The organism is Olsenella phocaeensis, assembly GCF_900120385.1.
In the GTDB taxonomy this organism is placed as follows: Bacteria; Actinomycetota; Coriobacteriia; order Coriobacteriales; family Atopobiaceae; genus Olsenella_I; species Olsenella_I phocaeensis.
On sequence record NZ_LT635494.1, the window covers coordinates 84,345 to 107,873 of the forward strand.

Consider the following 23,529-nt stretch of genomic DNA (forward strand, 5'->3'; position numbering starts at 1 on the left):
CCTTGTCTTTGGCTCCACGGATGGCTCGACCCTGAACATCGCCGCGACGGACGACCTCTTCGACCCCCTCACCTGCATCGGTGGCACCATCCGCACCAAGGACGGCGTCTTCGAGCAGACCATCGACTCCCGCTATCCCAAGTCCATCACCTCCGACAAGATCACGGCTGAGGTGGGCGCCCTCTGCGAGGCACACCACTGCAGCCTGACCGTCGACCTCGACATGGTGCCCTTCTACACCGACCCCGCCGCCGAGGGCATCCAGACCCTGGTGCGCACCTACAACGAGTACACGGGCCGCAACGACCAGCCCTACACCATCGGAGGCGGGACCTACGCGCGCCACTTCAAGGCCGGCGGCGCCTTTGGCCCCAACGACCCGCACTTCCCCATGCCCGACTGGGTCGGGGCCGAGCACAGCGCCGACGAGGGCTTCGAGGAGGCGCAGTTCAAGCGCGCTCTCGAGATCTACATCGTGAGCATCGCCAGGCTCATGGAGCTCGAGTTCTAGAGGCGCGGCCAAGACGTGGCCTCACGCGTGCGCGGCCGGGGTGGGAATCGTCCTGCCTCGGCCGCGCCGTTTGGCTGAATGGTTCCTGTCATTTTCATGCCACGGCCTATACTAGGAGAGGTGTGGAAAATTTTTTGATCGAAAGGACCCTCACATGCGCTTAAAGGGTGCTCAGGGGCTTGCCTGCATCTCTGGTGCGATTCTTGCGGCGCTGCTGCTGCCCACGTCCCTCGCGTGTGCCGTCGAGCCGGCGGCGTCACCGGCCTCGGGAGGCCTCGGCGAGGTCACGGCGTCCGCCCCCACGACGTCGGACGAGGAAGGGGGCGCAACGATTCCGGACGAGCTCAACCGGCCCGACGGGCCTGAGGGGCCGGCCGCTTCCCCCCAGGGGGACGCGAAGGCATGGGATGGGGCGGGTGCGCCGGGCACGGCGGAGGATGCCGTGGTCCACGTGGCGCCCGTCCAGGAGGAAGGCCCCGCAGCCTCCGACGAGGGGGAAGGCCACGCAGCCTCCGACGAGGGGGAAGGCCACGCAACCGAAGGCACTGCCCCCGAAGTGGCCGAGGGCGAGGCGGCGACAGCTCCCGAGGGGGGCGTCGTGGAGACGCGGCCCTCCGCTGCCCCCGAGCCGATGGAGGCCAAGGAGCCCGTCCTGATGGCGCGCGAGCTCGCCGCCCCTGCCACGAACTCCGGCAAGGCCAAGGCGACGTCGCGGGCAACGGCCACGGCGCAGTCGGCGAAGAAGGCGCCGACCGCGCCCGTCGCGCAGCCCTCCGCCAAGCAGGCTCTGGCCGAGGGGAAGGAGTCGACCCTTTCCTACGACGACGTGCACCGCCTCTACAACCCAAACAGCGGCGAGCACTTCTACACCACCTCGCCCAAGGAGCGCGACAACCTCGTGCACGTGGGCTGGCGCTACGAGGGCGTCGGCTGGATCGCGCCCAGGACGGGCCTCGACGTGTTCAGGCTCTACAACCCCAACGTCGGCGACCACCACTACACCCTGAGCGACGAGGAGCGCAGGACGCTCGTGCACGTGGGCTGGCGCTACGAGGGCGTGGGCTGGCATTCGGCAGGGAAGGGCGGCGTTCCCCTCCTGCGCGAGTACAACCCCAGCGCGAAGGCGGGCGCGCACAACTTCACGGTTTCCAGGAACGAGGACTCCCACCTGACCTCCGTGGGATGGAATGGCGAGGGGGTCGCCTGGTATGGGGCGGCCACCTGCGCCGCGGCATCGGTCGGCAGCGAGGGGGGCAGCCATGAGGTCCGCTCCACCCAGTTGGACGGCGGGAGCTACCTCTTCCTTCCCTCGCACGCGACGGACGAGACCGTCGTGCGCTTCACGGACTGGGCGGGAGACCTGCTGCGCCCCTACGTCCAGCAGGGCGGGAGGGAGTCGAGGGTCGATGNCTTGGTGACACAGCGCTCCGCCGCGGACCTCACCAACGGGTCGGGGTCGTCGCCCGCCAGCTCGAGGATGGTCTTGACGTTCTTCTCGACCGAGCCGTCCTGGGAGGCGGGGACCAGCCTCCTCATGATGTCGAAGGCCAGGACGTTGCGCTTGTCCCCCTCCTCGATGGAGAGCCCGTAGACGCGCTCGCAGCCCAGGGCGCGGGCCACGGGCTTGCTGAGCCTGCGGGTGCTGAGCGAAGGCGGGAGGTGTCGCATGGGAGGGCAGAAGCGCCCCTCGGCGAGGCTGAACCCCTGCCGCACGGGACGGAGGACGCCGTCCTCCACGCGTATGACGGGGACGAAGGGACGGAAGCTGCGCTCGAGGTCGTCCAGGCGCTCGAGGTCGAGCCGCGCGAAGCGCCAGCGGTCGAAGTCGACCGAGATGTAGCAGCGATGCGTGCTCGCGCCGTTGACCACGCCGGCGAACCAGACGTGGAGGACCTTGGACGAGCTCCGGAAGGCCGCCGCGGCGAGGAGGATGGCAAGGCGCCTGGCATAGTCAGAGGCCGCCTGACGGCGCATCTGGCGGGTGCTGGGGACGACGCCGAGCCCGCTCACGAACATGGACGAGGGGAACACCGACTCCGGCGTGAGCTCGACCTGGATGGCGACGTTGCCGTCGGAGACGTTGCAGCGGAAGTCCGCCTCGAGCCGGTAGGGGAGCTGGAGGTTCTCGATCGCCGAGGAGATGGCCCTGCGCACCGTCCACTCGCCGTCGGGGAGCTCGCCCTCCTGGAGAGGCACGGGCTGGTCGAGGGGCGGCATCTGGGCGCAGATGGAGCTCGCCAGCTCGCGGTCGAGCTTGTAGCAGTCCTCGACGCTCACGTTGCCCGGCTCGTCGAAGTAGCTGGCCGCATAGCGGACGGAGTTGAGCGCCGCCTCGATGGCAAGCACGCGGAGCTTTGCCAGATAGGGAAGCTCCGGCTCTAGGATGCGCAGGTAGATGCCCTGGGTGGACGAGAGCACCGCGACGTCCACCTGTGGGAGGCGGACGTCCTTGGAGAAGAGCCCCGCCTCCTCGAGCCTGCGTGCCAGGTAGAGCTCGAGGCCCGAGGGACGTGCCACGACCTGCCCGTCCTTCCGCACGCGTGTCGTGCGGAAGGCGAGGGGGTCGAGGGCGCCGGGGGCCTCGGGGTCGCCTCCGTCGGGGAGGGGCGTCTCGTCGCCCCTCCCCTCGACTCGTGCCTGGCGCGTGCGNGTCCGCGTCCCTGCGGGTGGTTCCCTTGCGGGGGTGGGGAGTGCTGCTCATGGGACCGCTTCCGTTCTGCTGCGTTGGTGCCCTACATGTTCAATCAATCTAACACGCAGAGCCCGCGCCTCTCCCCGGATTCGGTCGTTTTGGGGCGATTGCATAGGGTGCATACGGGGCGGCGGCTCTGGCCGGAGGCTAGATCCGGCGGATGAGGAGCCCGCTCCTGAGCTTGGGCTCGAACCAGGTCGACTTGGGGGGCATGAGGCGTCCCGCGTCGCTCACGGCCATGAGCTCGCCCACCGAGGTGGGGAAGAGCGAGAAGGCCGCCCCACCCGCGCCGGCGAGCTCCTCGAGCCTGCCCGTCCCCTCGACCCCGCCGACGAAGCGGATGCGTTCGCTCGTGCGCGGGTCGTCGATGCCCAGGAGCGGCCCCAGGACGCGGTCCTGGAGTATGCCGGCGTCGAGCCGCGCCACGGGGTCACCCTCCGGGAGCGTCTCGGGGTCCCTGAGCCTGAGGCCGTGCCAGGAGCCTCCCACGAAGAGGCCGAACTCGTGCCGCGCGCCCGGGACCGCGAAGGAGGGGCCCTCTCCCATGAGGTCGAAGCCGGCCTGGTCGAGGCCCCGGAGGAGGTCCTCCGGCGTGAGTCCGGCGGTGTCGAACAGGACGCGGTCGTAGGGAAGCACCCTGAGCTGGCTCGCGGGGAAGAGCACCGAGAGGAAGAGGTCGTAGGGCCTCTCGTCGCCCTTGGCGCAGGCACCCTCGGGGCGCCCGTCGGCGCGCCTGCGCTCGAGGCTCAGATGGACGGCGCTGGCGGCGCGGTGATGGCCGTCGGCGATGTAGGCGCAGGGCACGGTCTGGAAGCAGGCGCGCAGGGCCTCCACGGCAGCGGGCCGCGCGATGCGCCACATGGTCTGGCGGACGCCCTCTCCGTCCGTGAAGTCGTAGAGGGGGCTCGCCTGCGTGGCGGCGCGGACGAGGACGTCGATGGCGTAGTTGTCGCGATAGCAGAGGAAGATCGGCCCCGTCTGGGCGCCCGTCGCGCGGATGTGCTCGATGCGGTCCGCCTCCTTGGCGGCGGTCGTGCCCTCGTGCCGGCGGATGGNTCTGCTGCGTTGGTGCCCTACATGTTCAATCAATCTAACACGCAGAGCCCGCGCCTCTCCCCGGATTCGGTCGTTTTGGGGCGATTGCATAGGGTGCATACGGGGCGGCGGCTCTGGCCGGAGGCTAGATCCGGCGGATGAGGAGCCCGCTCCTGAGCTTGGGCTCGAACCAGGTCGACTTGGGGGGCATGAGGCGTCCCGCGTCGCTCACGGCCATGAGCTCGCCCACCGAGGTGGGGAAGGGCGAGAAGGCCGCCCCACCCGCGCCGGCGAGCTCCTCGAGCCTGCCCGTCCCCTCGACCCCGCCGACGAAGCGGATGCGTTCGCTCGTGCGCGGGTCGTCGATGCCCAGGAGCGGCCCCAGGACGCGGTCCTGGAGTATGCCGGCGTCGAGCCGCGCCACGGGGTCACCCTCCGGGAGCGTCTCGGGGTCCCTGAGCCTGAGGCCGTGCCAGGAGCCTCCCACGAAGAGGCCGAACTCGTGCCGCGCGCCCGGGACCGCGAAGGAGGGGCCCTCTCCCATGAGGTCGAAGCCGGCCTGGTCGAGGCCCCGGAGGAGGTCCTCCGGCGTGAGTCCGGCGGTGTCGAACAGGACGCGGTCGTAGGGAAGCACCCTGAGCTGGCTCGCGGGGAAGAGCACCGAGAGGAAGAGGTCGTAGGGCCTCTCGTCGCCCTTGGCGCAGGCACCCTCGGGGCGCCCGTCGGCGCGCCTGCGCTCGAGGCTCAGATGGACGGCGCTGGCGGCGCGGTGATGGCCGTCGGCGATGTAGGCGCAGGGCACGGTCTGGAAGCAGGCGCGCAGGGCCTCCACGGCAGCGGGCCGCGCGATGCGCCACATGGTCTGGCGGACGCCCTCTCCGTCCGTGAAGTCGTAGAGGGGGCTCGCCTGCGTGGCGGCGCGGACGAGGACGTCGATGGCGTAGTTGTCGCGATAGCAGAGGAAGATCGGCCCCGTCTGGGCGCCCGTCGCGCGGATGTGCTCGATGCGGTCCGCCTCCTTGGCGGCGGTCGTGCCCTCGTGCCGGCGGATGGTCCCATCGAGGTACTCGTCCACGGCGCACGCGCAGGCTATGCCGGTCTGCGCGTGCCCGCCCTGCTCCAGGCGCCAGACGTAGTAGCAGGGGGTCGCGTCGCGCAGGAGCGTGCCGTCCTGCGCGCGCGCCCTGAGGAGCTCGGCCGCCTTGGCGTAGACCTCGGGGGCGTACATGTCCTGGTCGGGCGGGAAGGCGGTCTCGGGCCTGTCGATGGCGAGGAAGGAGTCGGGGTGCGCCTCGACGTACGCCGCGGCGGACCTGCGGTCGAAGACGTCGTAGGGAAGGCTCGCGAAGCTGGCGGCGCGCTCCGGCGTGGGCCGCAGGCAGCTCATGGGCTCGGCTCTCATCTGCATTCCTCCTTGCAGCTCGTCAGGCGGTGCCCGCGTGGGCCGCTAGGCCTGGGCCGGCCTGATCACCCTGATGCGGTACACGCCGGGGATGGCGCGCAGGCGGTCGTAGGTCTGGCGGTCGAGGGGGGAGTCGGTGTCCACCAACGTGTACGCGTGCGCGCCCCGCGAGGCGTTGCTCATGCGCTGGATGTTGGTGCCCGTGCCAGCGAGCGCGGCGGTGAGCTGGCCGATCATGTTGGGGACGTTGGCGTGGAGCGCCGCGAAGCGCCCCTGGCCCTGGCAGGGGCCCATGTCGCAGTCGGGGTAGTTGACGGAGTTCCTGATGGTGCCGTCCTCGAGGTACGCCTTCATCTCGCCCACGGCCATGCGGGCGCAGTTCTCCTCTGCCTCGTCGGTGCAGGCCCCCATGTGGGGCGTGATGAGGGTGCGGGGCATCCGGGTGGTCTTGGGGGTCGCGAAGTCGCAGACGAAGCAGCCGAGCTTGCCCGACTCGAGGGACCTGGCCACGCCGTCCTCGTCCACGATGTCCGCGCGGGCGTAGTTGAGGAGCATCGCGCCGTCCGCCATGAGGGAGACCTGCTCCTCTCCCAGCATGTGGACGGTGTCCTCCTTCGAGGGGACGTGCAGCGTCACGTAGTCGGCCCCCTGGCAGAGCTCCTCGAGGCTGTCCACCCGCTTGACCTCGCGAGAGAGCTGCCAGGCGTGCTCGACGGAGAGGTAGGGGTCATAGCCGTAGACGTCCAGACCCAGGTTGATGAGGGCGTTGGCGACCTTGGAGCCCACGGCGCCCAGGCCCACGACGCCGGCCTTGCGCCCGATGGCCTCGTGGCCCACGAAGGCCTTCTTGCTGCGCTCGCTCGCCCTCACGATGTCCGGGTCGCCGGCGTTGCTGCGCACCCAGTCGATGCTGCCCGCGGTGCCGCGGGAGTTGACCAGGATCATGCCCACGACGAGCTCCTTCACGGCGTTGGAGTTGCCGCCGGGCGAGTTGAACACCACGATGCCGCGCTTGGCGCACTCCTCGAGCGGGATGTTGTTCACGCCGGCGCCCGAGCGCGCGACGCAGCGCACGGAGGGGCCGAAGTCGATGCCGTGGATGTCGCTGGCCCGCACCAGGATCGCGTCCGCCTGGCTTATGTCGTCGGTCTTCTGGTATCCCTCGCCAAGCTCCGCCTCGCCGTCACGGGTGATCCTCTTGGCTATGTTGTCCATCACCTTCACGTAGCGCATGCCTTCTCCTTTGGTCTGCGACCTTCTCCTTGGTGGGGGCGCGGGACGCCCCGCAGGTGCCGGGCACGTCCCGGCTAGATGGGCCGCGTGCGCGGCAGGTGCCTCGCCTCGAAGTCGGACATGTACGCGAGGAGCGCGTCGACGGCCTCCTGGGGGACGGCGTTGTAGCAGCTCGCGCGCATGCCACCGNTTGTTCTCCAAACGACGGGTCCCCTCCCCCGGTTTATACCCAGGGAAGGGGACCAGCTCGGCAATTCGCAACAAGGTCACGTCAGGGGCTGGCAGGGGGGCAGGCCTAGGCGTCTCCCAGCTCGGTCGGCCAGACGCAGCCCTCGGGGAGGGTGGCGTTGCCAGACTTGATGTCGTCGGGGATGGAGCTGTCGGAGGCCAGGAGCTCGTTGATGGTGACGAGGGTGTAGCCCTGCCCCTGAAGGCTGCTGATGATGGTGGGGAGCGCCTCGACGTCCTGGTCGCGGTTGCCGCCGCCGTCGTGCATGAGGATAATCGAGCCCGGCGCGATGCCGTTCAGGGCGTTTGCCGCGATCTTGTCCGCGCCGGGCCTGCGCCAGTCCTCGGAGTCCTGGTTCCAGATGACCGAGCACGAGAGCAGTCCGCCGGACTTGAGCCAGGTGGACTCCTTGAAGGCGCCGTAGGGCGGGCGAATCACGGTGGTGCCCACGCCGTCGGTATCCCGGATGGCGTCGAAGGTCCTCTTGAGCTCGTCCCGGAGCGTCGCCTCGTCCAGGGTCGGGAGCTCCGGGTGGGTGTAGGAGTGCGACGCCACCTGGCTCCCCTGGGCGACGACCGCCTTCGACAGGTCGGGGTACGCCGCCACCTGGCTGCCCAGGTTGAAGAAGGTCGCCCTGGCGCCGTATTGGTTGAGGATGTCCAGGTAGCGCTGGGTGTACTCGCTGGGACCGTCGTCGAAGGTGAGGGCGACGAGCTTCTGGTCGTTGTCGGGCTTCACGTTGTGGAGCATGATGACGCAGTCCTGGACCTCGTCCACGGTGGTGTCTGCGGTCTCTCCCGAGGTGGTGCCGGTGCGGGTCTCGACCCTGCCGGGCCTGCCCCACTGCGACACGTAGGCAACGGCGCCGTAGCCGCCCTGCATGAGCAGCTTGGGCTGGACCTCCCTGGTCGTGGCGCTGTACTCCTCGCTGCGGTCGGCTCCGTCGCCGATCTGGATGTCGTCGCCCGCCTTGGCGCGGTATGAGCCGATCTGGTCCTGGTCGAGGTCCGCGCCGTTCACGCGGGCGGAGAGGGCGAAGCCCTTGCCCTGCTCGAGCACCTTGCCCGAGACCGAGACGAGGTTTCCGGCGTTGGGCGAGAGGGACGCGGCGTCCCTCACCTGCTCGAGGGTAGCCCCCCTCGTGACCTTCAGTCCCTGCCCGTTCACCTTGACCTGGACGGGCCTGCTGGTGGCGAACCAGACGCCGCCTCCTCCCAGCGCGGCCACGACGGCGAGTGCGATGGCGTTGCGGCGGGTGAGGTTGGGACCGCCGGGGGCGGCCGTGTCCCTGGGGCCGGCAAGGGGCCGGGAGCTGCGGTGGGCGCTCCCGTAGGTGGCGGTGGGGATGTAGTGGCTCGCTCCGGTGGAGGTCGCCGTGGGCTGCCGGCGGTGCTCGCCNTCGATGCTGCCCGCGGTGCCGCGGGAGTTGACCAGGATCATGCCCACGACGAGCTCCTTCACGGCGTTGGAGTTGCCGCCGGGCGAGTTGAACACCACGATGCCGCGCTTGGCGCACTCCTCGAGCGGGATGTTGTTCACGCCGGCGCCCGAGCGCGCGACGCAGCGCACGGAGGGGCCGAAGTCGATGCCGTGGATGTCGCTGGCCCGCACCAGGATCGCGTCCGCCTGGCTTATGTCGTCGGTCTTCTGGTATCCCTCGCCAAGCTCCGCCTCGCCGTCACGGGTGATCCTCTTGGCTATGTTGTCCATCACCTTCACGTAGCGCATGCCTTCTCCTTTGGTCTGCGACCTTCTCCTTGGTGGGGGCGCGGGACGCCCCGCAGGTGCCGGGCACGTCCCGGCTAGATGGGCCGCGTGCGCGGCAGGTGCCTCGCCTCGAAGTCGGACATGTACGCGAGGAGCGCGTCGACGGCCTCCTGGGGGACGGCGTTGTAGCAGCTCGCGCGCATGCCACCGGCGAGGCGGTGCCCCTTGAGGTTCACGATGCCCCTCTCGGCCGCCCCCGTCACGAACTCCCCGTCCAGCGCCTCGTCGCCCGTCCTGAAGCAGACGTTCGCGATGGAGCGGTGCCCGGGAAGGACGCTGGGCGAGAAGAGCGCGCTGTGGTCGAGGTAGTCGTAGAGTGGTCCGACCTTGGCGAGGTTGCGGGCCTCCATGGCCTCGAGCCCGCCCTGCTCCTCGACCCAGCGGAAGACCTTGCCGCACACGTAGATGCCCCAGCAGTTTGGCGTGTTGAGCATGGATCCCCTCTCCGCCTCGAGGCGAAAGTCCATGTAGCTGGGGCAGACGCCGAGCGCGGGCCCGTCCTGGACGAGGTCGTCGCGCACGATGACCACGGTGACGCCCGCGGGGCCGGCGTTCTTCTGCACGCCTGCGTAGACGAGGCCGAAGCGGCTCACGTCCAGGGGGAGCGAGAGGAAGCAGCTCGAGACGTCGGCCACGAGCGGCACGGAGCCCGCGTCGGGGAAGTCGCGCATCATGTTGCCGAATACGGTCTCGTTCTGGCAGAGGTAGAGGTAGTCGAGGCTCTGGTCGAGGTCCGAGGGGAACTCGGGCACGCGGTCGAAGCCGGTGCCCTCGCTCGAGGCGACCACCTCGGCGCTGCCGTACCTCCGGGCCTCCTGGCACGCCTTCTGGGACCAGTTGCCGCTCACCACGTAGCCCGCCCTGCCGTGGCGCATGAGGTTGAGGGGGACGCCCGCGAACTGGAGGGTCGCGCCGCCCTGGAGGAAGAGAACGTGGTAGTTGGCGGGGATGCCCATGACGCGCCTGAGCGTCGCCTCGGCGTCGTCGATGATGGACTGGTAGAGCGGCGAGCGGTGGCTCATCTCCATGACGGACATGCCTGACCCCCGGTAGTCGAGCATCTCTTCCGCGCACTCGCGCAGAACGGGCTCGGGAAGGGCCGCGGGACCCGCAGAGAAGTTGAAGACGCGTGCCATCTGTCCTCCAGACCTGGATGCCAACGTGCGCACTCAAAGCCATCGTAGCGCGCCCGGCAGATGTCGCGCCACGCGCGGCCCAAGGCGACGGCAGCTTGTAACCTTGCGTGATGGCGGGCGCGAGGGGGCAGGTTGGGGCGGCCCAGACGCTATCATGGACGGGCGAACACGAGGAGAAGGGAACGCGCCCATGCAGGATCAAGAGGCCAGGTCGGTGGGGACCGCCATGGGAGGGGCCACCCTCGCCGAGCGCGGATGTGTCCTTTTCGACTTCGACGGGACGCTCGCGGACTCCAAGCCCCTCATCGTGGGGACGGCCACCAGGGTGCTGCGCGACTTCGGCATCCCCGAGCGTGAGCTCGAACGTGCGGGCGAGCTCGTGGGCCCGCCCTTCCCCCAGGCATTCAGCCTGGTCTTTGGCCTCTCGGAGGGGGACGCCGAGGAGGTGACGCGCAGGTATCGGGAGATATACGAGTCCCTGGGGCCTGCCGCCTGGCCCGTCTTCGGGGGCATCCCCGAGCTCCTCGGGTCGCTGCGCGCCGCGGGCAAGAGGCTGGGAATCGTCTCGTCCAAGAGGACCCGCCTGCTCAGGAGGGCCGTGGCGGACAACGGCATCTCCGACCTCTTCGATGTCATCGGGGGAAAGGACGCCGACCACGGCATCTCGAAGGCGCAGACGATGAGGGACGTCCTGGGCAGGATGGGGCTCGCCGCCGCCGACGCCGTCATGGTGGGCGACAGGCACTACGACGTGGAGGCCGCCAGCGCCTGCGGCGTGCCCCGCGTGGGCGTGGTGCTGGGCGGCACCGGGACCGTCGAGGAGCTCGAGGGGGCGGGTGCCGTGGCCGTGGCGCGGAGCGTGGCGGAGCTGTGTGGCCTGCTCTTGGGATAGACCGTCCGTCGACGGGACGCGTCTTGCCCGTCGACGTCTTGGGTACAAGGGCGGCATGTTGGAGGGGCGCACGGGCGCCCCGCGGCCGAAAGGGGTTCGCAATGGCAGGGATCGACGATTTTGGCGAGGTCGTTCGCAAGGCGTTTCTGGCCGGCGTCGGCGCCGTCGCCCTGGGGGCCGAGAAGTCCCAGGGCATGATCGAGGACCTGGTCAAGAAGGGCGAGCTCACCGTCGAGCAGGGCAAGGCCCTGAACGAGGAGCTCAAGCACAAGGTGAGCCAGGCGTCGAACGACACATCCGACGCCCTGCTCAGGGCGAAGCTGCGGTCCATGAGCCCCGAGGAGCGTGCGTCATGGCTGGCGCATGCCCAGGAGGTCGCGGACGACATCGACGCCCAGCGCGTCGAGGTCGAGGTCGAGTCCGAGGAGGTCGTCGAGGACGACGCCGAGGATGATGCCGAGGCCGGCGGGGAGCCGCAGGACGCCGAGTAGGAAGGTCCCCATGGCTCAGGGCGAGAGGGACCAAGGCACGCAGGTCAAGGGGGCCACGGGAGGCCGTGGCCCCCTTGACGGCTGGGGGCCCTCCGAAAAGGGACCCTGGGCTCCCGTGCGCGACGACACCATCGGCCTTCTGGGGGGATTTCCCGGCGACGCCCGGAGGTACCGCATCTCCCGCCTGAGCAAGGCCGCCCGCCTGCGCGAGATTCTGGCCATCGCGAGCCACTACGACATCCTCCACGGCCTCACGCCGGTCAGCTTCCGGCAGCTCCTCGAGGAGCTGGGCCCCACCTTCGTGAAGGCGGGGCAGATCCTCTCCATGAGGTCGGAGATACTCCCCGAGAGCTTCTGCCAGGAGCTGACGCGCCTCAGGACCGACGTGGAGCCCATGGACCGCGAGCTCGTGCTCCAGACGCTGCGCGCGGAGTACGAGACCCCCATCGAGGAGATCTTCGACGCCATAGACGACGTGCCGCTGGGCTCCGCCTCCGTGGCGCAGGTCCACAAGGCGCGGCTGGTCAGCGGGGAGACGGTGGCCATCAAGCTGCAGCGGCCCCACGTCCAGGAGATCATGGCGCAGGACATCTCGATCATGCGCTCGCTCGCGCGCCGCGCGCAGGGCCTCATGGGCGACGACCAGTTCCTCGACCTGCAATCCGTGGTGGACGAGCTCTGGCAGTCCTTCCGCGAGGAGACGGACTTCCTGGTGGAGGCCCACAGCCTCGAGGAGTTCCGCCGGAACAACGCGAGCTGCCGCTTCGTGGACTGCCCGCGGCCCTTCCCCAGGCTCTGCACCGAGCACGTCGTGGTGATGGACTACGTCGAGGGCATCCCCTTCGACGACCGCGAGGCGCTTCTCGCCCAGGGCTATGACCTGGAGGAGATAGGCACCAAGCTGGTCGACAACTACACCCAGCAGATGATCGACGACGGCTTCTTCCATGCGGACCCGCATCCCGGCAACCTCGTGGTGCGCGACGGGAAGATCGTCTACCTCGACCTGGGCATCATGGGAAGGCTCTCGTCCCACGACCGCTCCGCCATAGCAGACATGGTCTCTGCCGTCGCCGCCCGCGACAGCGCGGGCCTCAAGGCGGGGCTCCTGCGCTTCTCGGTGTCGGACCTGAGGGACGTCGACCACGCGAGCCTGCTCGCCGACCTCGACTCGATCATCGCGGACTTCGGCGAGGCGGACCTCGCGGAGCTGGACATCGGGGCCTTCCTCAACTCGCTCATAAGCATGGCGCGCAGGAACGGCATCGAGCTCCCCGGCACGGTCACCATGCTCGCGCGCTCCCTCGTCACCCTCGAGGGGACGGTGGACGGCTTCCTGCCGGACGCCAGCATGGTCGACATCGTGCGGGCCCACATCAAGGCCCACACCAGGCCACTCGACCTCGCCAAGGGCGAGCTGCGCTCGTATCTCCGGGAGTCCGCCTCGGCCTCGCACGGCCTGCTCAGGGCCGCGTCCCAGGCCGACACGGCCATGGAGATGCTCACCCGCGGCCAGCTGCGCATGAACCTCGACCTCCCCGGCACCGAGAACCCCATCAGCGACATGGCCCACGCCGCTGACCGCCTGACCATGGGCATCATCATCGCGGGCCTCTTCATAGGGTCCTCGGTGGTGTACTACGCGCGCATCCAGCCCGTCATCTTTGGCATACCGGTCATCGGCTTCGTGGGCTACGTGGTCGCCCTGGTGCTGGGGCTCTGGCTGGTGCGGCAGATCATGCGGGAGTCCAGGCGCTAGGCGGGAGGGCGCGACGTCCCTCGCCCCCGTTCAAGTGCTAGCCTTGCGAGGTTCTGCTTCCCCGTGGCTAGGCTGTGGTCTGCATGTCATCCGTCGTCGTGCTCGCCTCCCAGATACTCGTCATGTTCCTCCTCGTGGGGGTCGGCTTCTGGCTCTACCGCAGCGGCCGCATAGGCGACGTTGGCAGCCGCGACCTGGGAAACGTCCTGGTGTACGTGGTGCTCCCTGCCGTCATCGTGAACGGCTTCAGGGTCCCGCGCACGCAGCAGAACGTGGAGGGCCTCCTGGCCTCGACGGCCGTTGCGGCGCTCGCCATGCTGCTCTGCCTGGCAATCTCGCGCGCGTGCTTCAGGGACGACCCCATAGGGAGCTTCGCCGCGGCGTTCTCGAACCCCGGCTTCTTCGGCATCCCCCCTGGTCATCGCCCTCCTGGGGCAGGAGGCCACCTTCTTCGAGGCGACGTACATCGGCTTTCTCAACGTGCTGCAGTTCACCTATGGCGTCGCGCTCATGACAGGGTCGACCGACTCGGTCCGGCCCCTCGCCGTCCCCATCGCCTGTGCCTGTCCTGTGGGGTCCAACGTCGCCGTCTACGCGCAGCTGCACGGCAAGGACTACCGCTACGCGGCGCAGACGGTCGTCGTCTCCGCGCTCCTCTCCATCGTGACGATACCTGCCCTGGTGTGGCTGGCGGAGACCATCTGGTAGGATCGGGCGCCGCGGGGCTGCTGGCGGCACTGGGGTTGCGTTCCTCTCGCATGACGGGGGGTGCCAGTCGGGGCGGAGCCGGCGCTCCTCGCGCACGGTGGGGCTGCGATTCGTCCTGTACTGCCCTTCTTTTTGGGGGAGGGCCAGGCACGCCGAGCAAAGGGCAGACCCAGTGGTCCGCGGACGCCGATGGATCACATGCTCCGTGGCGCAGCGAGCTCCGACGGACCTAGCGCACCCGCTCCGCCCTGCGCGCGGCACGGGCCTCCATCACGATCGCCCTGAGCTCGGGCAGACGCGTGGGGTCCATTGCCGGCACGCCCTCGAGGCGGTAGGGAAGGCCGAGCCTCCCGTACTTATCCCTCCCCATGGTGTGGTAGGGGAGGAGGTCCAGGCCCACGACGTTGTCCCAGTTCCCCAGGAGCCTGCCCAGGCCCCTGAGCTCCTCCTCCACGTCGGTGATGCCAGGCACCACGACGTGCCGCACCACCATGGGGATGCGCCTGCGCGCCAGCTCGTCGGCGAGCGCGAGGGGCGCCTCGGGCCCCGAGCCGCAGAGCCTGCGATGCCCTGCGGGGTCGCTGTGCTTGATGTCCAGGAGCACGAGGTCGCACTCGGCGAGCACGGGCGAGAAGGGCTCGGGACGCTTGGGGTCGAAGGTCGCCCCCGACGTGTCGAGGCAGCAGTGGATGCGGCCACGGGGGCTCCGGTGCGCCGCACGGAAGAGGTCCGCCACGAAGCGGGGCTGGGCCAGGGGCTCCCCTCCGCTCACGGTCATGCCGCCCCTCCGGTAGAAGGGGTGGTTCCTCTCGAAGCGCTCGAGGAGCTCGCCCACGCTGGCCTCGCTCCCGCCCGCGTAGTCCCAGCTGTCGGGGTTGTGGCAGTAGGCGCAGCGCAGGGGGCAGCCCTGGAGGAAGACGACCATGCGGCAGCCCGGTCCGTCCACCGTCCCCATGCTCTCGACGGAATGGACCCGCCCGCGGCTGGCGAGCGGGTCCGAGGCCTGGGGCAGCAGGGTCCTCTCGACCTCGTCCAAGGCCTAGAGCGCCTCGTGGAAGGTGCGGCCGATCACGTCGTCCTGCTGTTCGCGGGTGAGCGAGTTGAACTTCACCGCGTAGCCCGAGACGCGGATGGTGAGTTGTGGGTACCTCTCGGGGTGGGCCTGGGCGTCGAGGAGGGTCTCCTTGGTGAAGACGTTCACGTTGAGGTGGTGACCGCCCTCCTGCGCGTAGCCGTCGAGCAGCCCTACCAGGTTGTCCACCTGCTCCTCGGGGATGTCCGAGCACTTCATGGGAGTCCTTTCTTCGTGGTCTGTCATGTGCGTTGGCTTGGGGCTCGCGGCGCCGCCTCGCCCTACGGACGGTCTGCCTGGCCCTCGCCGGCGGAGGCGTCGGCGGCGCAGGCGCAGTCGACGTGGGACTCAAGCGAGAAGTCGGCCTTGGAGAAGTCGATTCCCGCGATGTCCACGTCTCCCAGGTCGAGCTCGTCGGGCGAGAACATCACGCCCCCTCGCTTGCCCAGGGCGTCGGGAACGATGGAGAAGGTGTTGGAGATGCCGTCTTGGGCGTCCCGGAAGGGGAGCTTCGCCACGGACGCCAGCGAGGCGACCGCACCGTGGGTGTCCCTCCGGTGCATGGGGTTCGCGCCGGGCGCGAAGGGCTGCCCGGCCCTGCGTCCGTCCGGGGTGTTGCCCGTCGCGCTGCCGTAGACCACGTTGGAGGTGATGGTGAGGATCGAGGTCGTGGGGACGGCCCTGCGGTAGGTGTCGGTCTCGCGCACGTACTTCATGAACACCTCGACCACGTCGTGGGCGATCTGGTCAACGCGGTCGTCGTCGTTTCCGTACTTGGGGAAGTCCCCCTCCACCTCGTAGTCGGTGACGAGGCCCGTCTGGTCGCGCAGCACGCGCACCTTGGCATACTTGATGGCGCTCAGCGAGTCCGCCACGACGGAGAGCCCGGCGATGCCCGTGGCGAACCAGCGATGCACGTGCTCGTCGTGCAGGGCCATCTGGAGCCGCTCGTAGCAGTACTTGTCGTGCATGTAGTGGATGATGTTGAGGGCGTTGACGTAGACGCCGGCGAGCCAGGCCATCATGTCGCGGTACTTCTCCACCACGTCGTCGTAGTCGAGGTACTCGCCCTCCACCGGACGGAACTTGGGGCCGATCTGCTCGCCCGTCTTCTCGTCGCGTCCGCCGTTGATGGCGTAGAGCAGGCACTTCGCGAGGTTCGCGCGGGCTCCGAAGAACTGCATCTCCTTGCCGATGCGCATCGAGCTCACGCAGCAGGCGATGGCGTAGTCGTCGCCGTGGTACACGCGCATGAGGTCGTCGTTCTCGTACTGGATGGAGCTGGTAGCGATGGAGATCCTGGCGCAGTAGCGCTTGAAAGGCTCGGGCAGGCGGGTGCTCCAAAGCACGGTGAGGTTGGGCTCGGGGCTGGTGCCCATGTTCTCGAGCGTGTGGAGGTAGCGGTAGCTCGTCTTGGTGACCATGGAGCGACCGTCCACGCCCATGCCGCCTATGGACTCCGTGACCCACTGGGGGTCACCGGAGAAGAGCTCGTTGTACTCCGGGGTGCGCGCGAACTTGACCATGCGCAGCTTCATGACCAGGTGGTCAATGATCTCCTGCACCTGGGACTCGTCCAAGAGGCCCTGGGCCAGGTCCCTCTCGGCATAGACGTCGAGGAAGGCGGAGTTGCGCCCGATGGACATTGCCGCGCCGTTCTGCTCCTTGACGGCGGCGAGGTAGCCCATGTAGAGCCACTGCACCGCCTCCTGGAAGTTCTGGGCGGGACGTCCCAGGTCGAGGCCGTAGACGCGTCCGAGCTCCCTGAGCTCCTCGAGGGCGCGCGCCTGCTCGGCCAGCTCCTCGCGGTGGCGTATCACGGCCTCCGTCATGTGCTTCTGGGTGCCCGCCTTCTCGGCCCTCTTCTCTGCGACGAGGAAGTCCACGCCATAGAGGGCGACGCGGCGGTAGTCGCCTATGATGCGCCCGCGCCCGTAGGCGTCGGGGAGCCCCGTGATGATGTGCGAGTGGCGGCAGGCGCGCATCTCGGGCGTGTAGACGTCGAAGACCCCGGCGTTGTGGGTCTTGCGGCGCTTGGTGTAGAAGTCGACGATCTGGGGGTCCACATGGTAGCCGTGGCTCTCGCAGGCGGCCACCGCCATGCGTATGCCGCCGTCCACCATGAGGGCGCGCTTGAGGGGGCGGTCGGTCTGCAGCCCCACGACCCTCTCGAGCGGGCGGTCTATGTAGCCGGGCCCGTGGCTCGTGATGGTGCTCACGACGTCGGTGTCCATGTCGAGCACGCCGTCGTGCGCACGCTCCTCCTCGAAGAGGTCCATGACCTCGTCCCAGAGCCTCCTCGTGGCCTCGGTGGGCCCTGCGAGGAACGACTCGTCGCCGTCGTAGGGCGTGTAGTTCCTCTGGATGAAGTCCCTGACGTCCACGTGGCGCTCCCAGTTGCCGCCGACGAAGCCTTCCCATGCCTTCTGCATCGCACGCTCCCAAGGGTCCGTTTGCGGGCGTCCCCTGCGGCGCCCGCACTGTTAGCTCTATCTAACCTACCAGAGTCCTTTGCGAGGGGTGAGACCCAGTCTAAACCAGTCCATCTGGGATTAGCACAACATATTGTTATTTAATTTCTGTGAAACACCACATATTGCATATAAATTAAACCAATTGCTTCAGAAGCAGATGAGGGGGAGAGAGGCGTCCCCTTCGATCCTCCCTCGTCTCGCACCAGGCGTCAGGTGTGCATGGGATGAATCTCCCCGTCCCCGCCTAGGTCGGGGCGTTCTGGGTAGAACCAGCAGGTGAAAAATCGCGCGCGAGGGATGGTTTGCCATGCTCCAGCTCAAGAACATACGCAAGGCCTACGTCACCGACTCCTTCACCCAGGTGGCCCTGGACGACGTGTCGGTGACCTTCAGGGACAACGAGTTCGTGGCCATCCTCGGGCCCTCGGGCTCGGGCAAGACCACCATGCTCAACATCCTGGGCGGCCTCGACCACGCCGACTCGGGCGACATCGTGGTCAACGGGACCTCCACCAAGGACTTCGGCTCGAAGGACTGGGACACCTACCGCAACCACCGCGTGGGCTTCGTCTTCCAGAGCTACAACCTCATCCCGCACCAGAGCATCCTCTCCAACGTCGAGCTCGCCCTCACGCTCTCGGGGGTGGGCCGCTCGGAGCGGCGCGCGCGGGCGAGGGAGGCCCTCGAGCGCGTGGGGCTCGGCGAGCACCTGCACAAGCGCCCGAGCCAGCTCTCCGGCGGGCAGATGCAGCGCGTGGCCATCGCACGCGCGCTGGTGAACGACCCCGACATCGTCCTCGCCGACGAGCCCACCGGCGCCTTGGACAGCGAGACCGGCGTGCAGGTCATGGACATCCTGAAGGGGGTGGCACGCGACCGCCTCGTCGTGATGGTCACGCACAATCCCGAGCTCGCCGAGGCCTACGCCACCCGCATCGTGCGCGTGCGCGATGGTCGCATAGAGGGTGACAGCGACCCCCTGCGCCCCGAGGGGCTGGGGACGGCGCGCGCGGGCGCGTCGGGAGCCATGGCCGGCGTGTCAGGTCCTGCCTCGGCCACCGCCGGACCAGGGGAGAGGGACGCCTCCAAGCCTGGCAGGCATGCCTCGATGTCGTTCGCGACGGCCCTCTCGCTCTCGTTCAACAACCTCATGACCAAGAAGGGGCGCACCTTCCTCACCGCCTTCGCGGGCTCCATCGGCATCATCGGAATCGCTGCCATCCTCGCCCTCTCGAACGGCGTGAACGGATACATCAAGGACACGGAGGAGAGCTCGCTGGCCTCCTATCCGCTCACCATCACCAAGAGCAGCTTCGACGTCTCGAGCCTGCTGGGCTCCGGCATCGCGGGCGGCAGCTTTGGCGGAGAGGCGCAGCAGGCCTCGGCAGACGCTGGCACCATCGGCCAGGACAAGGTCATGACCGACATGTTCGCCCAGGTCAAGAACAACGACCTCTCGTCCTTCAAGGCCTTCCTCGAGGGCGGGCAGAGCGGCATCGAGCCCTACGTCAACACGATCAAGTATTCCTACGGCGTGACGCCGCAGATCTACGAGGCCGACACGAGCGCGGGCATCACGCGACTCAACCCCTCGGAGGTGACCACCAAGATGGCGAGCGGGGTCATGGGCTCGGCCCTCACGGGCGGTACCACCAACTCCTCCTTCAACGAGCTTGTGAGCGACCAGAAGATGCTCGACGACCAGATGGAGGTCGTCGCCGGCAGCTGGCCCAAGGCGGCGGACGAGGCGGTCCTCGTGCTTGACGCCAACGGCAGGATCAGCGACTACACCCTCTACAGCCTGGGCTTCTATGACACCGAGGCCATGAACGACATGATGAGCCAGATGCTGGGCGGCAAGGAGGTGGAGGTGCCCGACGACTACCGCGACTTCAGCTACGACGACGCGATGGGCATGAGCTTCAAGGTCGTCCCCGCCACCGCCCTCTACCAGAGGAACGACAGCACGGGTGGATGGACGGACATGTCGGCCGACGACGGATTCTTGCGTTCCGCGGTGGACGAGGGGCTGGACCTGCGCGTCGTGGGGGTGGTCAAGCCCCGGAGCGTCAGCTCCTCGAGCCTCGTGCGTGAGGGCGTCGGCTACACCGCGGCCCTCACGAACGAGCTCATCCAGGAAGCCGCCGACTCCGACATCGTGAAGGAGCAGGTCGCCAAGCCCGACACCGACGTCTTCACCGGCAAGAGCTTCGAGGAGCTGCAGCAGAAGCAGGGCAAGGAGCTTGACATGGGCTCCCTCTTCACGGTCGACGAGTCGGCGCTCAAGAGCGCCTTCTCGTTTGACGCGAGCGCGATTTCGGGCCTCTCGTCCGGCATGGACCTGGGCTCGCTCGACCTCTCGGGGCTCGCGCCCGACGCCTCGGGCTTCGACATGAGCTCGGTGCGCCTGGACACCAGCCAGCTCTCCGGCGTGTTCAGCGCCCAGAGCATGGCCGCGCTCATGGCGGGGGCGCCCAGGTTCGACCTCGCCAAGAGCGGCATCACCGACGCGCTCTCGGGCCTCTCCGACGAGCAGCGCGCNGTGTCGAGGCAGCAGTGGATGCGGCCACGGGGGCTCCGGTGCGCCGCACGGAAGAGGTCCGCCACGAAGCGGGGCTGGGCCAGGGGCTCCCCTCCGCTCACGGTCATGCCGCCCCTCCGGTAGAAGGGGTGGTTCCTCTCGAAGCGCTCGAGGAGCTCGCCCACGCTGGCCTCGCTCCCGCCCGCGTAGTCCCAGCTGTCGGGGTTGTGGCAGTAGGCGCAGCGCAGGGGGCAGCCCTGGAGGAAGACGACCATGCGGCAGCCCGGTCCGTCCACCGTCCCCATGCTCTCGACGGAATGGACCCGCCCGCGGCTGGCGAGCGGGTCCGAGGCCTGGGGCAGCAGGGTCCTCTCGACCTCGTCCAAGGCCTAGAGCGCCTCGTGGAAGGTGCGGCCGATCACGTCGTCCTGCTGTTCGCGGGTGAGCGAGTTGAACTTCACCGCGTAGCCCGAGACGCGGATGGTGAGTTGTGGGTACCTCTCGGGGTGGGCCTGGGCGTCGAGGAGGGTCTCCTTGGTGAAGACGTTCACGTTGAGGTGGTGACCGCCCTCCTGCGCGTAGCCGTCGAGCAGCCCTACCAGGTTGTCCACCTGCTCCTCGGGGATGTCCGAGCACTTCATGGGAGTCCTTTCTTCGTGGTCTGTCATGTGCGTTGGCTTGGGGCTCGCGGCGCCGCCTCGCCCTACGGACGGTCTGCCTGGCCCTCGCCGGCGGAGGCGTCGGCGGCGCAGGCGCANCCGCCAAGGCGACCATCGCCAAGCTCCAGGAGGGCTTCGGGTCGAGCATGGGCGACGTGGCTGGCCAGGCCATGCAGAAGTACCTCCAGGAGCAGCTCGCACCCTACTTCTCCAACGCGATGCAGGCCCTCGTGAGGCAGGCGGCGCAGGTCATGGCCACCCAGCTCGCGAGCCAGCTCCAGACCCAGATGGCGGCGGCCACCTCCAAGCTGGGGACACAGCTCTCCGACGCCATCGCGGGCAAGATCCAGAGCCAGATGTCGTCCCTCTCCTCCGCGCTCCAGAGCGGCTTCTCGGTGGACGCCGGCGCCTTCTCGCGCGCCATCAAGGTCAACATGAGCCAGGACGACCTGAGCTCCCTCCTGCAGAACTACATGAACGCGGAAGACCTGAGCTACGACGCCAACATGAGGAAGCTAGGCTACGCGAGGCTCGACGACCCCGAGTCGATCAGCATCTACCCCCGCGACTTCGACGCGAAGAAGTCGGTGGAGGGGGTCATCGACTCCTACAACCGAGGCGAGGAGGCCGCCGGCAAGCCCGACTCGACCATCCAGTACTCCGACCTCGTGGGCGCCCTCATGAGCTCCGTGACCGACATCGTCAACATGATCTCGACGGTGCTCATCGCCTTCGTGTCCATCTCGCTCGTGGTCAGCTCGGTGATGATCGCCATCATCACCTACATCTCGGTCCTCGAGCGCAAGAAGGAGATCGGCATCCTGCGCGCCATGGGCGCCTCCAGGCTCAACGTCGCCAACATCTTCAACGCCGAGACCGTGATCGAGGGGCTTCTCTCGGGCGTCTTCGCCGTCGGCCTCGTGTACCTGGCCTCGGTTCCCGTGAACGCCTTCGTGTTGGGCTGGAAGGGAGTGCCCAACATCATGGTCCTGCCCTGGCAGAGCGCCCTCGCGCTCGTCGCCATCAGCGTGGGGCTCACCCTGGTCGCCGGGCTCATCCCCTCGAGCATGGCCGCCCGCCGCGACCCGGTGGAGGCGCTCAGGAGCGAGTAGCGCGTCACGGGCGTGGCCGGCGGCCTCATGACGCCCCGTCGGGACGTCCGTGCGTCGGGTCCTCCCTGCGTGCGGACGTTCCCTTCGACTGGTATTTTCTTGTTTGGGCATTGCGGGGCCGTCGCGCGGCCCACCTTGCCGATTCCAAGCACTTTTGCAGGCGAGAGGGGACGCATGGCGCAGATGCAGGAGGAGAGCGGCCTGGCGGCGGAGCGCGCCCGCAGGCTCTTCGTCGATACGCCTCCACTCAGGCTCTTCCTCGTGGCGGCGGTCCCGGGGGCGGCCAGCATGCTCGCGTCCGCCCTCTACAACCTTGCCGACGGCATCTTCGTGGGGCAGCTCCTGGGGCAGCAGGCCTTCGCCGCGGTCAACCTCGCCATGCCCTTCGTCATCCTCAACTTCGCCTTCGGCGACATGATCGGCGTGGGCTCGTCCGTTCCCATCTCGATCAGCATGGGAAGGGGTGACGACGAGCGGGCCAACAACATCTTCAGCTGCTCCGTCCTCCTCAACGTCCTGCTGGGTGCCGTCACGGGCGCGGCTCTCTTCCTCGCAGCCCCCGCCATCATGGCGGCCATGGGGGCGACGGGGGAGCTCGCCTCGATGGCGGTGGACTTCCTGCGCGTCTACGCGGCCTTCTCGCCCATCACGGTGGGGATGTTTGCGGTCGACAACTACCTCAAGGCCTGTGGGAGGATTCGCTCCTCCCTCGCCCTCAACGTCTTCATGGCGGTGTTCGGCGGCGTGGTGGAGTTCTCGCTCATGTACTTCCTGCACCTGGGGATCCTGGGGGCCGCCTTGGGCTACGCCCTCGCCATGGCGGTCTGCACCGTGCTCGCGCTTCTGCCCTTCGCCCTGGGGAGGATGCAGCTGCGCTTCGTGAGGCCTCGCCTGAGCTGGGCCCTCGTGCGGGAGATTGCGGCCTCTGGCATGCCTACCTTCCTCAACAACGTCGCCGGCCGCGTCACCTCGATCGCGCTCAACGCGGCCCTGCTCCTTCTGGGTGGGGAGTACGCGGTCTCTGCCTACGGCCTGCTCATGTACGTGGACGGCTTCGTGTTCCCGCTGATCTACGGAGTCTGCGACTCGCTGCAGCCCTCCGTGGGGTACAACTGGGGCACTCGCCGCCAGGACCGCGTCGTCGCCATCGAGCGCTGCGTCTTCGCCGCCTGTGCCGCCATCTCGCTCGCCTCCGGCGTCGCGATGGCCCTTCTCCCGCGCGAGCTCACCCTGCTCTTCATCTCTGACCCGGCCCCCGAGCTCATGGCCCTCGCGACCGTCGCCTTCCGCGTGTTCGCCGTGTCGTTTACCGTGAGGTGGTTCTCGTTTGCCACCCAGGCCCTCATGACGGCCATCCAGATGTCGAAGCTGGCCTCGCTCCTCTCGGTGTGCAGCGCGCTCGTGTTCCCCCTCCTCGAGCTCCCGCTCCTCTGGCCCCTCGGCCTCACGGGGCTCTGGCTCAACTACCCGGTCATGTCGTTCCTCTCGCTCGTGCTCTCGCTGTGGGTGCTCCTGGCGTTCCGGCGCGAGCTCAGGCTGGAGGCGGCATAGCATGGACGCCAAGGGCGGCCTGGGACATTGCGACTACGCACGCTTCGCACGCAAGGGGATCGAGGAGCTTGCGGGTGAGTGTGCGGTGGACGCGTTCCGTGCCACGGGTCCCGGCGGGCAGGGCGTCAACACCACCGATTCCGCAGTCCGCATGAGGCACCTCCCCACGGGCATCGTGGTGACCAGCAGGGAGTCGCGCAGCCAGTACCAGAACCGCCTGCTCTGCCTCCAGAAGCTGAGGCGGGGGCTCCCGCGCCCGTCGGGCCCGCCCCCGTCTCTTCTACA

At 68.5% G+C, this 23,529-nt stretch carries 18 protein-coding genes and 2 pseudogenes; 9 read left to right on the forward strand and 11 right to left on the reverse strand.

What is annotated here, in order from left to right:
- The first annotated feature begins 1,166 nt into the window (after nucleotides 1-1,166).
- Nucleotides 1,167-2,102, forward strand: coding sequence for a hypothetical protein (locus BQ7388_RS11700; RefSeq protein ID WP_456319918.1), 936 nt, complete (start codon nucleotides 1,167-1,169; stop codon nucleotides 2,100-2,102).
- A gap of 1,248 nt (nucleotides 2,103-3,350) precedes the next feature.
- On the opposite strand, the gene BQ7388_RS00365 is transcribed toward BQ7388_RS11700, so the two are convergent.
- The 5 genes from BQ7388_RS00365 to serC all read right to left on the reverse strand — a co-directional run bounded on the left by BQ7388_RS00365 (nucleotide 3,351) and on the right by serC (nucleotide 10,005).
- A complete protein-coding gene (locus BQ7388_RS00365; RefSeq protein ID WP_456319904.1) occupies nucleotides 3,351-4,358 on the reverse strand; it encodes a DUF1015 domain-containing protein in 1,008 nt (335 codons plus the stop codon).
- Between the two features lie 25 nt (nucleotides 4,359-4,383).
- On the reverse strand, nucleotides 4,384-5,640 hold the full coding sequence (locus BQ7388_RS00370) for a DUF1015 domain-containing protein (RefSeq protein WP_072499499.1): 1,257 nt from the start codon (nucleotides 5,638-5,640) through the stop codon (nucleotides 4,384-4,386).
- A 45-nt stretch (nucleotides 5,641-5,685) separates the two neighbouring features.
- Nucleotides 5,686-6,873 carry a phosphoglycerate dehydrogenase gene (locus BQ7388_RS00375; protein WP_072499500.1) on the reverse strand — a complete coding sequence of 396 codons (1,188 nt, stop codon included), beginning with the start codon at nucleotides 6,871-6,873 and terminating at the stop codon, nucleotides 5,686-5,688.
- A gap of 295 nt (nucleotides 6,874-7,168) precedes the next feature.
- Nucleotides 7,169-8,830, reverse strand: coding sequence for a polysaccharide deacetylase family protein (locus BQ7388_RS00385; protein ID WP_083558145.1), 1,662 nt, complete (start codon nucleotides 8,828-8,830; stop codon nucleotides 7,169-7,171).
- 74 nt (nucleotides 8,831-8,904) lie between these two features.
- Nucleotides 8,905-10,005, reverse strand: a complete 1,101-nt coding sequence (gene serC / locus BQ7388_RS00390) for a 3-phosphoserine/phosphohydroxythreonine transaminase (protein WP_072499502.1) — start codon at nucleotides 10,003-10,005, stop codon at nucleotides 8,905-8,907.
- Between the two features lie 190 nt (nucleotides 10,006-10,195).
- Here serC and BQ7388_RS00395 point away from each other — a divergent pair, with 190 nt between their 5' ends.
- From BQ7388_RS00395 to BQ7388_RS00405, 3 genes are all read left to right on the forward strand, one after another.
- The gene (locus BQ7388_RS00395; protein WP_159430772.1) at nucleotides 10,196-10,897 is read left to right on the forward strand and encodes an HAD family hydrolase; all 702 of its coding nucleotides are present in this window, start codon (nucleotides 10,196-10,198) and stop codon (nucleotides 10,895-10,897) included.
- A gap of 101 nt (nucleotides 10,898-10,998) precedes the next feature.
- Nucleotides 10,999-11,388: a phasin family protein gene (locus BQ7388_RS00400; RefSeq protein ID WP_072499504.1), complete on the forward strand. Its 390-nt coding sequence runs from the start codon at nucleotides 10,999-11,001 to the stop codon at nucleotides 11,386-11,388.
- 10 nt (nucleotides 11,389-11,398) lie between these two features.
- Nucleotides 11,399-13,147 carry an ABC1 kinase family protein gene (locus BQ7388_RS00405; protein WP_009279033.1) on the forward strand — a complete coding sequence of 583 codons (1,749 nt, stop codon included), beginning with the start codon at nucleotides 11,399-11,401 and terminating at the stop codon, nucleotides 13,145-13,147.
- A gap of 86 nt (nucleotides 13,148-13,233) precedes the next feature.
- Here BQ7388_RS00405 and BQ7388_RS11705 read toward each other — a convergent pair whose 3' ends face one another.
- Nucleotides 13,234-13,641, reverse strand: coding sequence for a hypothetical protein (locus BQ7388_RS11705; protein WP_129583119.1), 408 nt, complete (start codon nucleotides 13,639-13,641; stop codon nucleotides 13,234-13,236).
- Between BQ7388_RS11705 and BQ7388_RS00415 the strand changes: the two genes are divergently transcribed.
- Nucleotides 13,628-13,855, forward strand: coding sequence for an AEC family transporter (locus BQ7388_RS00415; RefSeq protein WP_072499505.1), 228 nt, complete (start codon nucleotides 13,628-13,630; stop codon nucleotides 13,853-13,855). The two genes, BQ7388_RS11705 and BQ7388_RS00415, sit on opposite strands and share 14 nt — an antisense overlap.
- Before the next feature lie 229 nt (nucleotides 13,856-14,084).
- On the opposite strand, the gene pflA is transcribed toward BQ7388_RS00415, so the two are convergent.
- From pflA to pflB, 3 genes are all read right to left on the reverse strand, one after another.
- On the reverse strand, nucleotides 14,085-14,891 hold the full coding sequence (gene pflA, locus BQ7388_RS00420) for a pyruvate formate-lyase-activating protein (RefSeq protein WP_072499506.1): 807 nt from the start codon (nucleotides 14,889-14,891) through the stop codon (nucleotides 14,085-14,087).
- Nucleotides 14,892-14,894: 3 nt separating this feature from the next.
- Nucleotides 14,895-15,146 carry an autonomous glycyl radical cofactor GrcA3 gene (gene grcA3, locus BQ7388_RS00425; protein ID WP_009279036.1) on the reverse strand — a complete coding sequence of 84 codons (252 nt, stop codon included), beginning with the start codon at nucleotides 15,144-15,146 and terminating at the stop codon, nucleotides 14,895-14,897.
- 62 nt (nucleotides 15,147-15,208) lie between these two features.
- Nucleotides 15,209-17,359, reverse strand: coding sequence for a formate C-acetyltransferase (pflB, locus tag BQ7388_RS00430; protein ID WP_072499507.1), 2,151 nt, complete (start codon nucleotides 17,357-17,359; stop codon nucleotides 15,209-15,211).
- A gap of 349 nt (nucleotides 17,360-17,708) precedes the next feature.
- Here pflB and BQ7388_RS13405 point away from each other — a divergent pair, with 349 nt between their 5' ends.
- Nucleotides 17,709-20,066, forward strand: a complete 2,358-nt coding sequence (locus BQ7388_RS13405) for an ABC transporter ATP-binding protein (protein ID WP_407668466.1) — start codon at nucleotides 17,709-17,711, stop codon at nucleotides 20,064-20,066.
- Here the strand turns inward: BQ7388_RS13405 and BQ7388_RS00440 are convergent.
- Nucleotides 20,003-20,227: pseudogene (locus BQ7388_RS00440) on the reverse strand (4Fe-4S cluster-binding domain-containing protein); the annotation flags it as partial. The gene BQ7388_RS13405 and the pseudogene BQ7388_RS00440 sit on opposite strands and share 64 nt — an antisense overlap.
- A gap of 84 nt (nucleotides 20,228-20,311) precedes the next feature.
- Nucleotides 20,312-20,563 carry an autonomous glycyl radical cofactor GrcA3 gene (grcA3, locus tag BQ7388_RS00445; protein ID WP_009279036.1) on the reverse strand — a complete coding sequence of 84 codons (252 nt, stop codon included), beginning with the start codon at nucleotides 20,561-20,563 and terminating at the stop codon, nucleotides 20,312-20,314.
- A 164-nt stretch (nucleotides 20,564-20,727) separates the two neighbouring features.
- Here grcA3 (BQ7388_RS00445) and BQ7388_RS00450 point away from each other — a divergent pair, with 164 nt between their 5' ends.
- The 3 genes and pseudogenes from BQ7388_RS00450 to BQ7388_RS00460 all read left to right on the forward strand — a co-directional run.
- Nucleotides 20,728-21,693: an ABC transporter permease gene (locus BQ7388_RS00450; protein WP_234946718.1), complete on the forward strand. Its 966-nt coding sequence runs from the start codon at nucleotides 20,728-20,730 to the stop codon at nucleotides 21,691-21,693.
- A 174-nt stretch (nucleotides 21,694-21,867) separates the two neighbouring features.
- Nucleotides 21,868-23,244 carry an MATE family efflux transporter gene (locus BQ7388_RS00455; RefSeq protein ID WP_072499509.1) on the forward strand — a complete coding sequence of 459 codons (1,377 nt, stop codon included), beginning with the start codon at nucleotides 21,868-21,870 and terminating at the stop codon, nucleotides 23,242-23,244.
- Between the two features lie 85 nt (nucleotides 23,245-23,329).
- Nucleotides 23,330-23,529 (forward strand): annotated as a pseudogene (locus BQ7388_RS00460) (peptide chain release factor family protein); the annotation flags it as partial.

Coding starts and splice junctions, on each gene's coding strand:
- BQ7388_RS00370 (WP_072499499.1), bottom strand. CDS start 5,640: ATGAGAGCCGAGCCCATGAGCTGCCTGCGGCCCACGCCGGAGCGCGCC.
- grcA3 (WP_009279036.1), bottom strand. CDS start 15,146: ATGAAGTGCTCGGACATCCCCGAGGAGCAGGTGGACAACCTGGTAGGG.
- BQ7388_RS00450 (WP_234946718.1), top strand. CDS start 20,728: ATGGGCGACGTGGCTGGCCAGGCCATGCAGAAGTACCTCCAGGAGCAG.
- BQ7388_RS00400 (WP_072499504.1), top strand. CDS start 10,999: ATGGCAGGGATCGACGATTTTGGCGAGGTCGTTCGCAAGGCGTTTCTG.
- BQ7388_RS00375 (WP_072499500.1), bottom strand. CDS start 6,873: ATGCGCTACGTGAAGGTGATGGACAACATAGCCAAGAGGATCACCCGT.
- BQ7388_RS00395 (WP_159430772.1), top strand. CDS start 10,196: ATGCAGGATCAAGAGGCCAGGTCGGTGGGGACCGCCATGGGAGGGGCC.
- BQ7388_RS00455 (WP_072499509.1), top strand. CDS start 21,868: ATGGCGCAGATGCAGGAGGAGAGCGGCCTGGCGGCGGAGCGCGCCCGC.
- pflB (WP_072499507.1), bottom strand. CDS start 17,359: ATGCAGAAGGCATGGGAAGGCTTCGTCGGCGGCAACTGGGAGCGCCAC.
- grcA3 (WP_009279036.1), bottom strand. CDS start 20,563: ATGAAGTGCTCGGACATCCCCGAGGAGCAGGTGGACAACCTGGTAGGG.
- BQ7388_RS00405 (WP_009279033.1), top strand. CDS start 11,399: ATGGCTCAGGGCGAGAGGGACCAAGGCACGCAGGTCAAGGGGGCCACG.
- serC (WP_072499502.1), bottom strand. CDS start 10,005: ATGGCACGCGTCTTCAACTTCTCTGCGGGTCCCGCGGCCCTTCCCGAG.